This window comes from Pikeienuella sp. (assembly GCF_046290545.1).
Taxonomy (GTDB): Bacteria; Pseudomonadota; Alphaproteobacteria; order Rhodobacterales; family Rhodobacteraceae; genus Pikeienuella.
The window spans coordinates 689,149-703,970 of the sequence record NZ_JBKAGV010000017.1; the positions used below are offsets into that span (position 1 = coordinate 689,149).

Below are 14,822 nucleotides of genomic sequence, written 5' to 3' on the forward strand. Positions count from 1 at the left end.
GAAGCGGCGCTTGACCTCGGCGCTCAGGCGCCCACCTTGGGCGCATGGCCGCCTACATCCTCCGCCGATTGCTGCTGATCGTCCCGACCCTGTTCGGGATCATGGCGATCAATTTCGCGATCATCCAGTTCGCGCCCGGCGGCCCGGTCGAACAGGTGATCGCGGAGCTGACCCACGCCACGGGCGGCGCGACGGAGCGCTTCGCCGGCGGCGGCGGCGATCTCGGCGCGGCGGCGCAGGGTGGGGAGGGGCAGTATCGCGGCGCGCAAGGGCTCGACCCGGAATTCATCGCGGAGCTCGAACGCCAATTCGGCTTCGACAAGCCGCCGCTCGAACGCTTCCTCACGATGGTCTGGAACTACCTGACCTTCGATTTCGGGGAGAGCTATTTCCGCTCCGTCTCCGTCATCGACCTGGTGCTGGAGAAGATGCCCGTCTCCATCTCCCTCGGCATCTGGACGACGCTGCTCGCCTATCTCGTCTCCATCCCGCTCGGCATCCGCAAGGCGGTGAAGGACGGCTCTCGCTTCGACGTCTGGACCTCGGGCGTCATCATCATCGGCTATGCGATCCCCGGCTTCCTCTTCGCGATCATGCTGCTGATCTTCTTTGCGGGCGGGAGCTATTTCCAGTGGTTCCCGCTCCGGGGCCTCGCCTCGTCCGGCGCCTCGGACCTGCCGCTCTGGGAGCGGGCGCTGGACTATCTCCACCACATCGCCCTCCCGGTTCTCGCCATGGCGATCTCCGGCTTCGCGACGCTGACGCTGCTGACGAAGAACTCGTTTCTGGACGAGATCGGCAAGCAATACGTCGTCACCGCCCGCGCAAAGGGGCTGGCGGAGCGGCGGGTGCTCTACGGCCATGTGTTCCGCAACGCGATGCTGATCGTGATCGCGGGCTTCCCCGCCGCGTTCGTGTCGATCTTCTTCACCGGCTCGCTGCTGATCGAGACGATCTTCTCCCTCGACGGGCTCGGCCTCCTCGGCTACGAGAGCATAGTGAAGCGCGATTATCCGGTGGTTTTCGGCACGCTCTATCTCTTCGGGCTGATCGGCCTCGTGATGCAGCTCCTCACCGATCTCGTCTATGTGCAGATCGACCCGCGCATCGATTTCGAGGGGCGCTGAGTGTTCCGCCTCTCCCCCATCGGCCGCCGTCGCTGGCGGAACTTCAAGGCGAACCGGCGGGGCTGGTATTCCCTCTGGATCTTCCTCGCGCTCTTCATCCTCTCGCTCTTCGCGGAGGTGATCGCGAACGACAAGCCGCTCGCGATGCGCTTCAAGGGGGAGCTGCACTTCCCCCTCGTGACCTTCTATCCCGAAAGCTATTTCGGCGGCGATTTCGAGACGGAGCCGGATTACACCGACCCTTTCGTGCAGGACCTGATCCGCACCAACGGCGACGAGGTTCTGGACGAGCGGGAGGAGCCCGGCTGGATGATCTGGCCGCTCATCCCCTTCAGCTACGACACGCCGAACTATGACGTGCTGACGGCGCCTGCGCCCCCCTCCGCGCAAAACTGGCTGGGGACGGACGACCAGACGCGAGACGTGCTGGCGCGGGTGATCTACGGCTTCCGCATCTCCGTCCTCTTCGGCTTCTCCGTCACCATCATGGCCTCGCTGATCGGCGTGCTGGCCGGGGCGACGCAGGGCTTCTTCGGCGGCTGGGTGGACCTCTTCTTCCAGAGGATCGTGGAGATCTGGTCGAACATCCCGACCCTCTATGTCCTCATCATCGTCTCCGCGATCATCACGCCGAATTTCTGGATATTGATGTTCCTGCTGACGCTCTTCTCATGGACGGCGCTGGTGGGCGTGGTGCGCGCGGAATTCCTGCGCGCGCGGAACTTCGAATATGTCCGCGCCGCCCGCGCGCTCGGCGTCTCGGACTGGCCGATCATGTTCCGCCATCTCCTGCCGAACGCGATGGTGGCGACGCTGACGATCATGCCCTTCCTCCTCGCCGGCTCCGTCTCCATCCTCGCCTCGCTGGACTTCCTCGGCCTCGGCCTCCCCGCCTCCTATCCCTCGCTGGGGGACCTCGCGCTTCAGGGGAAAAACAACCTCCAGGCCCCCTGGCTCGGGATCACGGCCTTCCTGACCTTCGCCATCATGCTCTCCCTCCTCGTCTTCATCTTCGAGGCGGTGCGGGATGCGTTCGACCCGCGGAAGACCTTCGCGTGAGCCTCCTTTCCGTCCGCGATCTCGCCGTCTCCTTCCGGTCGGAGGGCGCGCTCCACCCGGCGGTGAAGGGCGTCTCGCTCCATTTGGACAAGGGGGAGACGCTGGCCCTCGTCGGCGAATCCGGCTCGGGCAAGTCCGTCACCGCGCTGGCGACGGTCGGCCTCCTGCCGAAGGCCGCCGTCATCGCCGGCTCCGCCGCTTTCGACGGGGCGGAGATGGTCGGCGCGCCGGAGGCGGAATTGCGCCGGGTGCGGGGCAACGACGTCAGCTTCGTCTTTCAGGAGCCGATGACCTCGCTCAACCCGCTCCACACGATCGAGAAGCAGATCGGGGAGAGCCTCGCCGTCCATCAGGGCCTCGCCGGCGCCCCGGCCCGCGCGCGCATCCTCGAACTTCTCGCCAAGGTGGGGATCGCGGATGCCGAGCGCCGCCTCACCGCCTATCCGCACGAGCTTTCCGGCGGCCAGCGCCAGCGCGTGATGGTCGCGATGGCCCTCGCCAACCGCCCCAAGCTCCTGATCGCGGACGAGCCGACGACGGCGCTCGACGTGACGATCCAGGCCCAGATCCTCGACCTCCTGAAGCAGCTCCAGCGGGACGAGGGGCTCTCCATGCTCTTCATCACGCATGACCTCAACATCGTGCGCCGGATGGCGGACCGGGTGGCGGTGATGAAGCGGGGCGAGATCGTGGAGACGGGGGAGACGGCGCGCGTCTTCTCCGCCCCCCAGCATGAATACACGAAGACGCTGCTCGCCTCCGAGCCGCGCGGGCGGCCTGATCCTGTCGCCGCCGGTGCGCCCGTCATCTCGGAGGCCTCCGCCCTCAAGGTCTGGTTCCCCATCAGGCGCGGCTTCCTCCGCCGCACAATCGGCCATGTGAAGGCGGTGACGGGGGCGGAGGTGAAGGTCCGCGCAGGGGAGACGCTGGGCGTCGTCGGCGAATCGGGTTCGGGGAAGACGACCGTGGCCCTCGCCCTCATGCGGCTCATTCCCTCCGAGGGGCGCATCGCCTTCATCGGGCGGGACGTGCAGGGCCTCTCCCGCTCCGCGCTCCGGCCGCTGCGGCGGGAGATGCAGATCGTCTTTCAGGACCCGTACGGCTCCCTCTCCCCCCGCATGTCCTGTTTCGAGATCATCGCGGAGGGGCTCGGCGTCCATCGCGGAATCGTGGAGGGGAACAAGCGCGAGGCGGTGGCCGAGGTCCTCCGCGAGGTCGGCCTGCCGCCGGAGGCGATGGACCGCTATCCGCACGAGTTCTCCGGCGGCCAGCGCCAGCGCATCGCCATCGCCCGCGCCATGATCCTGAAGCCGAAGCTTGTGGTGCTGGACGAGCCGACCTCCGCGCTCGACATGACGGTGCAGACCCAGATCATCGACCTCCTGCGCGACCTCCAGCGGAAATACGGCCTCGCCTACATCTTCATCAGCCACGACCTGAAGGTGATCCGCGCCGTCTCCCACCGGGTGATGGTGATGAAGGCGGGGGAGATCGTGGAGCAGGGCGAGGCGCTCTCGGTGATCGACGCGCCGACGCATGCCTACACGCAGGCGCTGATGAAGGCGGCGTTCGGGCGGTAGCCCTTGCCCGCCGCGCCCGGCGGGCGCACTCTCCCCCCCGCCGGCGGAACAGCCGGGGCGAGAGGAGGAGACGCCAATGACCGACACCTACAAGGGAAAATGCTTCTGCGGTTCCGTGGAGATCGAGGCGACGGGCGCGCCCGCGCTGATGGGCTATTGCCATTGCGAGAGCTGCCGCAGCTGGTCCGCCGGCCCGGTCAACGCCTTCTCGCTCTGGGCGCCGGACGCGGTGACGGTCACGAAGGGTGAGGAGCTGATCGAGACCTACAACAAGACCGAGCACAGCCATCGCAAATGGTGCGGGACATGCGGCGGCCACATCATGTCCGCTCATCCCGGCATGGGCTTCACGGATGTCTACGCCGCGACGATCCCCGATTTTCCGTTCAAGCCGATGATGCATGTCTTCTATGGCGAGAGCGTTCTGCCGCTGAAGGACGGATTGCCGAAGTTCCGCGACCTGCCAAAGGATGCGGGCGGCTCGGGGGAGATGCTGGCGGAGTAGGGGCTTCCTCTTCGCGCTCTGGCTTCCGAGGCGCGCCACGGCCCCGGAAAGCGGCTCTCCGGGGGAGAGCCGCAGGGGCCGTTCGGGCGGAGGCGCAAGCCGGAGCCCGAGGGGCGCCAAGCTTTCCCGAACTGCTGCATCGGCCCGCGGCCGCCCGGGTGGCCGCGTCTCGCGGCCGCCTGGGGGCGGGCGGCCGCGGGCCGATACGCGGGGCGTATCGGCCAAGCGCTGTTCACCGCCCGCCCGCCCCGCCCCGCCTTGCGATGCGCCCGCCCCGCCTTTACTCAGGCCCGGAACACGGCGCGCCGCGCTGAAAGAAGGGAAACCGTCACATGAACATCAACGGAATCGCCGCTGTCGTCACCGGCGGCGCATCGGGGCTTGGCGAGGCGACGGCGCGGATGCTCGCCGGGCTCGGCGCGAAGGTCGCCCTCTTCGACATGAACGAGGCGGCGGGCGAGGCCGTGGCGAAGGAGATCGGCGGGATCTTCGTGAAGGTGAACGTGGCCGACGCCGCCTCCGTAGCTGCGGGCTTCGCCGCCGCCCGCGCCGCGCACGGGACGGAGCGCGTGCTCGTCAATTGCGCCGGCATCGCCCCCGCGGAGCGGACCGTGACGCGCGAGGGCAAGCCCCATGACGCTGCGAAATTCGCCGCCGTGATCGGCGTGAACCTGATCGGCACCTTCCATTGCGCCGCCGAATCCGCCGCCGGCATGGCCGCCACGGAACCCGCGAACGATGACGGGGAGCGCGGGGTCATCATCAACACCGCCTCCGTCGCCGCCTTCGACGGGCAGATCGGGCAGATCGCCTACGCCGCCTCGAAGGCCGGCGTCGCCGGCATCACCCTGCCGATGGCGCGGGACCTTTCCCGCTCAGGCGTCCGCGTCCTGACCATCGCCCCCGGCCTCTTCATCACGCCGATGCTGCAGGGCCTGCCGGAGGAGGCTCAGCGCAGCCTCGGCGCGCAGGTCCCCTTCCCCTCCCGCCTCGGCCAGCCCGGCGAATACGCCGCCCTCGCCCGCCACATGATCGAGAACCCGATGCTGAACGGGGAGACGGTGCGGCTCGATGGGGCGATCCGGATGGCGCCGAAATGATCCGCCGGAAGATCGCCGGGGCGGAGGTCGGCGCCGTCGGCTACGGCGCCATGTCCTTCTCCGATTTCTACGGCCCGGCGAGCGAGGAAAGCTCCTTCGCCATCCTCGATTCCTGCCTCGACCTCGGCGTCGACCATATCGACACCTCGAACGTCTACGGCATGGGCCGGTCGGAGGAGCGGATCGGCGCCTGGCTGAAGCGGCGCGGCGGCGCCTGCCCCTTCCACATCGCCACCAAGGGCGGCATCACGCGCGACGCGGCGGGGAACCGCCGCTTCGACAACAGCCACGCGCATCTGACGGAGGAGCTGGAGAAGAGCCTGAAGCGCATGGGGCTGGAGGCGGTGGACCTCTACTATGTCCACCGGCGGGACCCGGAGGTTCCGATCGAGGAGGTGGCGGAGACGCTCGCGGCGCTGGAGAAATCCGGCAAGGCGAAGGCCACCGGCTATTCCGAGATCGCGCCCGCCTCCCTCCGCCGCGCCCACGCGGTCAACCTGGTCGCCGCCGTCCAGTCGGAATATTCCCTTTCCACGCGCCAGCCGGAGCTCGGCCTCCTGCAAACTTGCGCCGAACTCGGCGTCGCCCTCGTCGCCTTCTCCCCCGTCGGCCGCGGGTTGCTGACGGACAGGCCGCATGGCGCCGAAGCCGTGGCGAAGATCGACTTCCTGAAGGGCAATCCCCGCTTTCAGGAGCCGAACCTCTCCACCAACCTGGCGCTGACGGACAGGTTCAGGACGCTCGCCGCCCAATGGGGCCGCCCCGCCGCCTCCCTCGCCATCGGCTGGCTGCTCGCGCAGGGCGAGCACGTGATCCCCATCCCCGGCACCCGCTCCCCCGCCCATCTCCGCGAGGCGGCGGAGGCGCTGCCGCTCACGCCGGAGGAGGTCGCCGCCGTCGAGGCGATCCTCCCCGTCGGCTGGGCGCACGGAGACCGCTACAACGCCGCCCAGTGGGTCGGGCCGGAGCGCTTCTGCTGAGGCTCAGAAGATGAAATCGTCGGCGTCGAAGGCGCCGGCGTTCTGGTTTTCGAAGAGAATCGACCCGCGCTTGTAGGAGACGAGCACATCGTCGCCTTGCTGCTCGATCTCGAGCGCGCCGAAGCCCGCGACGCCCCGCTTGAATTCGACCTGATCGACCCCCTGCTGGAATCGCTGGATCACGTCGTCCCCGTCGCCGGGCTTGAAGCGGAACGTGTCGGGCCCGTTTCCGCCTTTCAGCGTGTCGTCGCCCTTGTTGCCCTCGATCGTGTCGGCCCCGCCGCCGCCGATCAGCCGATCCGCGCCGCCGCCGCCCTTAAGGAAGTCGGCTCCGCCGCCGCCCTTGAGCCTGTCGTCGCCGCCCATGCCGATCATCCGGTCGTCACCGACCCCGCCCTTCAGGAGGTCGTCGTCGCCGCCGCCCCTGAGCGTGTCGTTCCCGCTCTGCCCGACCAGCGTGTCGGCGCCGCCGCCGCCCTTCAGTTCGTCGTCGCCGCCGCCGCCGCGGAGGATGTCGTCTCCGTTCTGTCCGAGGAGCGTGTCGTCATCGCCGAGGCCCCGCACCGTGTCGTCGCCGCCAAGCGCCGCGATTCTGTCGGGGCCGGGCGTCCCTGTCAGCCGGTCGTCGCCCTCGGTGGGGCCTGTGGGCGCGTCCGGCGAAAACAGGCCGGAGAGGCTCCGCGACCCGTCCGTGAACTGGAACGCCTCGACATTCAGAACGACATGGGACTCGCCGGCCCGCGTGAGCGTCACGCCCGAACCGGTCTGCGTCACCGTATAGTCCGAAAATGCGCCATCGAGCAGAAGGATGTCCGCGCCGGCGCCGCCATCGGTCACATTCGCCCCGGCCCCGCCGGCGATCCGGTCATCCCCTGCGCCGCCGAGAATCGTGTCATTCCCCCCGTCGCCGGAAAGGTCGTCATCCCCGCCGCCGCCGACGAGGCTGTCATCCCCCGCGCCGCCGAAGAGCGTATCGGCGAAGCTTGCGCCCTCCAGCGTCTCGTTCCCCGAGAGGTCGAAAGTGGACAGATCGCCCCCGTTCGGGGACGGGGAGAAGGTCGTCGCGATGCCGTCGATCAGCCAGACGAGCCCGTCCAGCCCATCCTGCGGCGTGTTCGTGTCTATCAGGTCGATCCGCGTCGTGCTGATGACAAAGGTCTCGAAGATCAGCGAATTGTCGCCCGCGACGAGCCCGGAGGCGAAGCCGAAGCGCGGCTCGGACGTCGTGTAGCGGCCTTCCACCTCGAACGTCCCGCCGGAGATCGCGCCGTCTTCCTGGATGAAGTCGCCGTCATTGGCGGTGAAGGCGCTGGTGTCGCGCATGTTGATGCCGATCCCGGCGAGATCGGTAACCACCATGCGGCCGGACGGCCCGCGGGAAGACGCCATAAGTCACCTCGTATGAACACGCCCCCCACCGAATCATTAACATCGGAGTCTTCGCGAAAGCAAACGGAGGAGGCGGCTTGCGCGGGCCTGCGCCGCGGCCCTAGGCTCGGGCGGCGCCGGCGCAGACCGGCCGATAAAGGGAGCCCCGAATGCGCCATTACGACTGGCTTTCGCACCACGCCCTGCACCGCCCCGCCGCGCCCTGCTGGGAAGACCTCCATTCCGGCCGGGCCTTCACCTATGCCGAGGCGGAGGATCGCTGCCGCCGCCTCGCCGCCCATCTCTCCCGCGCCTGCGGCGTGAAACGGGGGGACAGGGTGGCCGTGCTGGCGATGAACTCCACGGACGTGATGGAGATCCATTCCGCCTGTGCGAAGATCGGAGCGATCTTCCTCCCCATCAACTGGCGGCTCGCTGCGCCGGAAGTGGACTTCATCCTGAGCGATTCGGACCCCCGGGTCCTGATCCACGACGGTGCCATGGCCGAACTTGTCTCCGCGCTCTCACACCGCGCCCCGCACGTGATCGAGACGACGGGCGGCGGCGCGCCCTCGCCCTACGAGCAGGCCGTCGGCGCCTCCGACGGCGACGTGAGGCTCGAGATCATGGCGCATGAGGACACATGGACGGTGATGTACACCTCCGGCACTACCGGCAGGCCCAAGGGCGCGCCGAACACCTACGGCATGTGCTTCTGGAACGCCGTCAATCTCGGCACGCCCTCCGGCGTCGGGCCGGAAAGCGTCGGCTTCACGATGCTGCCGCTCTTCCACACGGGCGGGCTCAACACCTTCACCACCGTTCTGCTGCACGCCGGCGGCTCCTCCCTCATCATGCGCGCCTTCGAGCCTGGCCCGGCGCTGGAGGTCATCTCGGACCCGGCGCGGAAGGTGAGCCACTTCCTCGCCGTGCCCGCCGTCTATCTCTTCATGAGCCAGCATCCCGGGTTCGCGGAGGCGGATTTCTCCCGCGTCCGCACCGCCGCGGTGGGCGGGGCGCCGACGCCGGTGCCGCTCCTCGAAGCCTACAAGGCGAAGGGAATCGCCATCGTGCAGGGCTTCGGGATGACGGAGACGAGCCCCTGCGTCTCGATCCAGACGCCGGAGACCGCCTTCGCCAAGCCCGGCAGCGCCGGGCGCCCCGCGCTCCATACCGAGCTGAAGATCGTGCGGGAGGACGGGGCGGAGGCCGCGCCGGGCGAGATCGGGGAGCTCTGGTGCAAGGGCGCCAACATCACGCCGGGCTACTGGAACCGCCCCGAGGCGAACGCGAAGGAATTCGTCGGCGGCTGGTTCCGCACCGGCGACGCCGCGAAGATCGATGCGGAGGGCGACCTCTGGATCGTCGACCGCTGGAAGGACATGTACATTTCGGGCGGGGAAAACGTCTATCCGGCGGAGGTGGAGAACGTGCTCTACGCCCTCCCCGGCGTCGCGGAGGCCGCCGTGGTCGGCATGCCGGACGAGCGCTGGGGCGAGGTCGGCTGCGCCTTCGTCGCCGTGAAGCCGGGCGCGGCGCTGACCGCGGATGACGTGATCGGGCACTGCCAGGGCAAGCTCGCCCGCTTCAAGATCCCCGCGCATGTGGAGTTCGTGGAGGCGCTGCCCCGGAACGCCACCGGCAAGGTGCTGAAGCGGGAATTGAGGGAGCGGCCCGGCGGCTGATCACCCCTCCGCCAGCGCCCGGAAGAAGCGTTCGATTTCCGCCGTCGCGGAAATGTCCCGGTTGGTCGCGCCGACGATCCCTTCGAGGCGGGAGGCGCGGGAGCCGGGCCAGGCGTGCCCGCCGCCCTCCACGATGTAGTGGAGGAGCGGGGCCTCGCAGCCCTCATAGGCGCGGAGCCTCACGGTCGAGCCGTCATCCGCCGCGCGGTCGGGCAGGGCGCTCTCCGCATAGCCGTTGCAGCCGTTCCGCGCCGCGAGAATCTCCATCGTCTCGGAGACGGGCCGCACATCCCCCCGCTCCCGCACCAGCGGGCTCCAGCCGCCGATCCGCCCGCCATCCTCCGGCATGATCCGGTCCGCCGTGCCGTGGAGGAGGAGGACGGGGCGCGGCGGCCCCCCCGCGCAATCCGCGCCCGCGGGCAGGCTCGCGATGGCGACGGCCGCGCCGGCGACGAGGTCGGGCGCGTCGCAGAGGAGCTTCAGCGCCATCGTCCCGCCGAGCGAGGGGCCCGCGACATAGACGCGGGAAAGGTCCGCGACTCCCGCCTGCGCCAGCCGCGCGACGAGCGCCCGGAGGAAGCCCACATCATCCGCATCGTCGAACAGCCGCCCGTCATCGTCTCGCCGCCCGTCGTTCCAGTCCCCCTCCTCCACCGCATAGGGCCATAGTACGACCCAGCCTTCCGCGGCGAGAGTGACCTGCGCCCGGCGGCGGACGGACATGGGCCCTGCGAGCCCGCCATGCAGGCCGATCAGCACCGGCGCATCCCGCGCATCCGCCCGCGCGTCGATCAGCGCGGTCCGGCTCCGCCCGTCATGCTCGATGGTGATGCGGCGGCTCTCGAAGGCGGCGGCAGGGAGCGCCCCGACTGCGGCGAAGAGCGCGATGAGCAGGGCGGCGATGACGCGCATGGGGTCTCCTTTTCCTCTCCGACCACGGTCGAGATAGGCGCGACTGCCCCGCTTCGCCCCTCCGCCGCATTGAATTTTTCCGCCACGCGCCGTATGGCCGCGCGCGACGGAAAGAAGCCGCAGGAATCGTGAGGAGGCGCGCATGGCCGTGAAAGTGGGGATCAACGGGTTCGGGCGGATTGGGCGGAACGTGCTCCGCGCCATCGCGGAGAGCGGGCGCACGGATATCGAGGTCGTGGCGATCAACGATCTCGGCCCGGTCGAGACGAACGCGCATCTCCTCCGCTTCGACAGCGTGCATGGCCGCTTCCCCTTCGAGGTGAAGGTGGCGGGCGACACGATCGATTTCGGGCGCGGGCCGATCAAGGTCTCCGCCGAGCGGAACCCGGCCGACCTGCCCTGGGGCGACGTCGACATCGCGCTCGAATGCACCGGCATCTTCACGGACCGGGAGAAGGCCGCGCTGCACCTGAAGAACGGCTCGAAGCGCGTCATCGTCTCCGCCCCGGCGACGGGCGCGGACCGGACGGTGGTCTACGGCGTGAACCATCACGAGTTGACGGCGGACGACATCGTCATCTCCAACGCCTCCTGCACCACCAACTGCCTCGCGCCGGTGGCCAAGGTCCTGAACGACGCGTTCGGGATCGAGGAGGGGTTCATGACGACGATCCACTCCTATACGGGCGACCAGCCGACGCTCGACACGATGCACAAGGATCTCTACCGCGGTCGCGCCGCGGCGATGTCGATGATCCCGACCTCGACGGGCGCGGCGAAGGCGGTCGGCCTCGTCCTGCCCGATCTCAACGGCAAGCTCGACGGCGTGGCGATCCGCGTGCCGACGCCGAACGTCTCCGTGGTGGACCTGAAGTTCCGCACCGCGAAGCCGGCGACCGCGGAGGCGATCAACGCCGCCATCGTAGCGGCGGCGGACGGGCCGCTGAAGGGCGTGCTCGGCTATACCGACCAGCCGAACGTCTCGATGGACTTCAACCACGATCCCCGATCCTCGATCTTCCATCTCGACCAGACCAAGGCGATGAAGGGCGGCCTCTGCCGCATCCTTACCTGGTATGACAACGAATGGGGCTTCTCCAACAGGATGGGCGACGTCGCGGTCGCGATGGGCAAGCTGCTCTGAGCGGGGCGCCGGCCCTCCTGACGATGCGCGGGCGCCGCTTGGCGGCGCCCTGATCCCGCGCAGAGACCTTCTGGAAAAGGTTTTATTTCATAGGCTTGCGCCCCGTGCACGCCGTGTGCGCGCCGGGTCAGACCTTCCGGAAGGCCAGCACGGCATTTAGCCCGCCGAAGGCGAAGGAGTTTGAGAGCGCGGCCGTAACCGCCCGTTCCCGCGCCTCGTTCGGCGTGACGTCGAGGTCGCAGTCCGGGTCCGGCTCCTCATGGCCGATCGTCGGCGGGATCACCCCTTCCGACAACGCGAGGAGCGCGGCCGCAGCCTCCAGCGCCCCGGCCGCGCCGATGGCGTGCCCGTGCATCGACTTGGTGGAGGAGACGGAGACGCGCTCCGCCGCCGCGCCAAGCGCTTCCCTGATCGCCGCGCATTCGGTCCGGTCGTTCGCCGCCGTCGCCGTGCCATGCGCGTTCACATAGCCGACCTCGTCCGCCGCCATGCCGGCGTCGGAGAGCGCCGCGCGGATCGCCCGCGCTGCGCCGTCCTGGCTCGGCGTCACGATGTCGGAGGCGTCCGCCGTCATGCCGAAGCCGGCGACCTCACCCCAGATGCGGGCGCCGCGCGCCTTCGCCCGCTCCATTTCCTCCAGCACCAGCACGGCTGCGCCCTCGCCCTGCACCATTCCGTTCCGGGTGCGGGAAAAGGGGCGGCAGGCGTCCTTCGACATGACGCGGAGGCCCTCCCAGGCCTTCATCACGCCGAAGACGAGCGGCGCCTCCGCGCCCCCCGCCAGCATCACGTCCGCCGCGCCGGAGCGCACGAGGTGGAACGCCTGCCCGATCGCGTGGTTGGAGGAGGAGCAGGCGGTCGTCACCGTCCAGCTCGGCCCGCGGAGCCCGTGCCGCATGGAGATCTGGCTCGCTCCCGCGCTTGTCATAAGCCGCGGCACGATGAACGGATGGACCCGGTTCTTCCCCTCCTGGAAGACGGCGCGGTAATTCCCGTCAATCGTCTCCATCCCCGTGAGCGCCGTGCCCATGACGACGCCGGTTCTCAGCGCCTCCTCCTCCGAAAGCGAGAGCCCGGCCTCCGCCATCGCCTCCGCCGCCGCGGTCAGCGCCATCTGCGTGGTGCGGTCGAGGAGCGCGAGCTCCTGCCGGTCGAACCGGTCTTCGCCGACATAAGCGCGCGCCTGTGCGCCGATGCGCACGCTGAGCCGTTCCACATCCGTGATCTCGATCTCGGAGACCCCGTTGCGCCCCTCGCGCAGCCCTGCGAAATGGGCTGCCCTGTCGAGCCCGAGCGCAGAAACGAGTCCCAGCCCGGTGACGGCGACGCGCCGTGACACGCGGTTCAGGCCCGCTCGCCGGCGAGCGCGCGCACCGCGTCGACGATCTTGCCGACACTGGAGATGTCGAAATCCGAGGCCGTCGGGTCGTTGGCGTTGAAAGGAACGGAGACGTCGAATGCCTCCTCAATCGCAAAGACGATCTCGACAAGGCCGAGCGAATCCAGCCCGAGACTTTCCGGAGAGGAGTCGAGCGTCACTTCCTCAGGCTTCAGCAGGGCCTGTTCCGCGATGATCTCGATGACTTTTCGCGCGATCTCGTCGCTCATTGCGCGGCCCTCGGGTGCTCTTGTCGCCGAACCTTTAACGACTCCCCGCGGCGGCGGAAAGGCGGAAAGCGCCCGTCAACCGTCCGCCTCCGGCGTGAGAACGACCCCGGCGGCGAGGAGCGCGGAGAGAATCCGGCCGTCCCGCCCGTAGACGTCGTCGCGGAACTGCCAGAGCCCCGCCTCGTCCGCCCAGGCGGTGCGATAGTCGAGATGGACCGGAACCGGCGTATCGAGCCGAACCACCGTTTCTCGGCCGGTGTCGAGAATGCGGCTGATCCGCCCCGTCGGGTCATCCATCTGCGGCGCGAGCAGCAGTTCCGCGAAGCGCAGCGGGTCCTGCACCCGCACACAGCCATGGCTGAACGCCCGCGCATCCTTCGCGAAGAGGTTCTTCGAAGGCGTGTCGTGAAGATAGATCGCGTGGGCGTTCGGGAACATGAACTTCACGCGGCCGAGCGCGTTGCCCGGGCCGGGCGCCTGCTTTACCGAATAGGGGAAGTCCGCCCGGGAATAGAGCGACCAGTCGGTCATCGCCGGGTCCGGCGGCGCGTCGCCGGAGCGGGAGACAAGGCGCATGTTCTTCTTGGAGAGATATTCGGGGTCCTCCTGCAGCAGCGGCAGGATTTCCTCCGAGGCGATGCTGCGCGGCACGTGCCAGGTCGGATTGAAGACGAGGTACTCCATTTCGTCGGAGAATTCCGGCGTCCGGTGCCGCCGCGCGCCGACGACCACGCGCTCTTCGAACAGCGTCGCCCCGTCTTCGACAAGGCGCACCGTGAAGTCCGCCTGATTGACGTAGACATGCCGGCGCCCGCGCTCCCGGTTGGTCCAGCGCGCGCGCTCCATGCTGACGATGACCTGCCCGATCCTGTCCACCAGCGGTGTGTTGATCGCATCGAGCGTGCGTTGGCCCGCCGCGCCGTCGTCGTTCAGCCCGTGCCGGCGCTGGAAGGCGCGAACGTCGGCCTCGAGCCCGGCGTCGAAGACTTCTGGGTCGCCCCCGGCGGCGACGCCGCCATGATCGCCCTTGCGCACGAGTCGCGCGCGGAGCGCGGCGACGCGCGGGTCCCGGTCGCCAAGCCGGAGCGTCGCGCCGCCGGGCGCGGTCTCTCCCCACGCCTCCTCTGGCAGCGCGCGCAGGTCTGCGAGCATCGTGACGAGGCGCGCATAGCCCGGATCGGCGGGTGCGAGCGCGGCGAGCGTTTCTGCCGGCGCGGCGGCGAGCATGGCGAGCAGCGCCGCCTCGTCGGGCCGCGGGGGGGCGATGAGAAGGTCCCGGTCGATCCGTCGCGGCTCCAGCATTCCGGAAGAGAGGTCGCGGGCGTAAAGGAGGGCGGCCCGCGTCATCGCCAGTTCCGCCGCGGCCATCGCCGCCGGAGCGCCGCGCGCCTCGGCCCGCATCCGCTCCAGCCGGTCCGCGCCGTAGCGCGCCTCGGACAGGCCATGTTCCGGGGCCAAGCGAAGCGCTGCGAAGAGCGCCGCCGCCGCCTCGTCCGATGCCCAAAGCCGCCGGTAGTCGTGCAACTCGTAATGCGAGACCGCGGCCTCCGGGCCGCTCTCTTGCTGCATCAGCGCGATGCGCAGCGCCTCCCGATCCGAATCGGCGTTGGCGAAGCCTGCGGCGAGGATGACGGCGGGTGCGACAATAGCGCGCAGTATGGTCGAAATGCTGGTCACTGTTGCTCCTGAGGCACAGTCTTGGAACGACTTCCGCATCTTAAGCTCCCTCGGCCGGTCCGCCACGCCTGCGCAGG

General features: G+C 69.1%; 13 protein-coding genes. 8 read left to right on the forward strand and 5 right to left on the reverse strand.

The features are described from left to right. Nucleotides 1–44: 44 nt before the first annotated feature. The 6 genes from ACE37J_RS19800 to ACE37J_RS19825 all read left to right on the forward strand — a co-directional run bounded on the left by ACE37J_RS19800 (nt 45) and on the right by ACE37J_RS19825 (nt 6,351). On the forward strand, nt 45–1,127 hold the full coding sequence (locus ACE37J_RS19800) for a microcin C ABC transporter permease YejB (RefSeq protein WP_409714769.1): 1,083 nt from the start codon (nt 45–47) through the stop codon (nt 1,125–1,127). Beyond that, the gene (locus tag ACE37J_RS19805; RefSeq protein WP_409714772.1) at nt 1,128–2,186 is read left to right on the forward strand and encodes an ABC transporter permease; all 1,059 of its coding nucleotides are present in this window, start codon (nt 1,128–1,130) and stop codon (nt 2,184–2,186) included. After that, a complete protein-coding gene (locus tag ACE37J_RS19810; protein ID WP_409714775.1) occupies nt 2,183–3,766 on the forward strand; it encodes an ABC transporter ATP-binding protein in 1,584 nt (527 codons plus the stop codon). Before ACE37J_RS19805 ends, ACE37J_RS19810 begins: the two co-directional genes overlap by 4 nt. A gap of 76 nt (nt 3,767–3,842) precedes the next feature. Further along, nucleotides 3,843–4,271 (forward strand): GFA family protein, encoded by a 429-nt coding sequence (locus ACE37J_RS19815; RefSeq protein ID WP_409714778.1) that lies wholly within the window; start codon nt 3,843–3,845, stop codon nt 4,269–4,271. A 332-nt stretch (nt 4,272–4,603) separates the two neighbouring features. Next, the gene (locus ACE37J_RS19820; RefSeq protein ID WP_409714781.1) at nt 4,604–5,371 is read left to right on the forward strand and encodes an SDR family NAD(P)-dependent oxidoreductase; all 768 of its coding nucleotides are present in this window, start codon (nt 4,604–4,606) and stop codon (nt 5,369–5,371) included. Then, entirely contained in the window at nt 5,368–6,351 is a 984-nt protein-coding gene (locus ACE37J_RS19825) for an aldo/keto reductase (protein ID WP_409714784.1), read from the forward strand. The genes ACE37J_RS19820 and ACE37J_RS19825 overlap by 4 nt, the downstream gene beginning before the upstream one ends. 3 nt (nt 6,352–6,354) lie before the next feature. Here the strand turns inward: ACE37J_RS19825 and ACE37J_RS19830 are convergent, their stop codons facing one another. Then, nucleotides 6,355–7,710: a calcium-binding protein gene (locus ACE37J_RS19830; protein WP_409714787.1), complete on the reverse strand. Its 1,356-nt coding sequence runs from the start codon at nt 7,708–7,710 to the stop codon at nt 6,355–6,357. A 179-nt stretch (nt 7,711–7,889) separates the two neighbouring features. Here ACE37J_RS19830 and ACE37J_RS19835 point away from each other — a divergent pair, with 179 nt between their 5' ends. Then, entirely contained in the window at nt 7,890–9,404 is a 1,515-nt protein-coding gene (locus tag ACE37J_RS19835; protein WP_409714790.1) for an acyl-CoA synthetase, read from the forward strand. Here ACE37J_RS19835 and ACE37J_RS19840 read toward each other — a convergent pair whose 3' ends face one another. Then, nucleotides 9,405–10,316 carry an alpha/beta hydrolase family esterase gene (locus ACE37J_RS19840; protein ID WP_409714793.1) on the reverse strand — a complete coding sequence of 304 codons (912 nt, stop codon included), beginning with the start codon at nt 10,314–10,316 and terminating at the stop codon, nt 9,405–9,407. Nucleotides 10,317–10,458: 142 nt separating this feature from the next. Between ACE37J_RS19840 and gap the strand changes: the two genes are divergently transcribed. Beyond that, nucleotides 10,459–11,460 carry a type I glyceraldehyde-3-phosphate dehydrogenase gene (gene gap / locus ACE37J_RS19845; protein WP_409714796.1) on the forward strand — a complete coding sequence of 334 codons (1,002 nt, stop codon included), beginning with the start codon at nt 10,459–10,461 and terminating at the stop codon, nt 11,458–11,460. Nucleotides 11,461–11,587: 127 nt separating this feature from the next. Here the strand turns inward: gap and ACE37J_RS19850 are convergent, their stop codons facing one another. From ACE37J_RS19850 to ACE37J_RS19860, 3 genes are all read right to left on the reverse strand, one after another. After that, nucleotides 11,588–12,799, reverse strand: a complete 1,212-nt coding sequence (locus tag ACE37J_RS19850; protein ID WP_409714799.1) for a beta-ketoacyl-[acyl-carrier-protein] synthase family protein — start codon at nt 12,797–12,799, stop codon at nt 11,588–11,590. A gap of 5 nt (nt 12,800–12,804) precedes the next feature. Continuing rightward, on the reverse strand, nt 12,805–13,068 hold the full coding sequence (locus ACE37J_RS19855; RefSeq protein WP_409714802.1) for an acyl carrier protein: 264 nt from the start codon (nt 13,066–13,068) through the stop codon (nt 12,805–12,807). Between the two features lie 75 nt (nt 13,069–13,143). Further along, entirely contained in the window at nt 13,144–14,745 is a 1,602-nt protein-coding gene (locus ACE37J_RS19860) for a murein L,D-transpeptidase (protein WP_409714804.1), read from the reverse strand. Nucleotides 14,746–14,822: the final 77 nt, after the last annotated feature.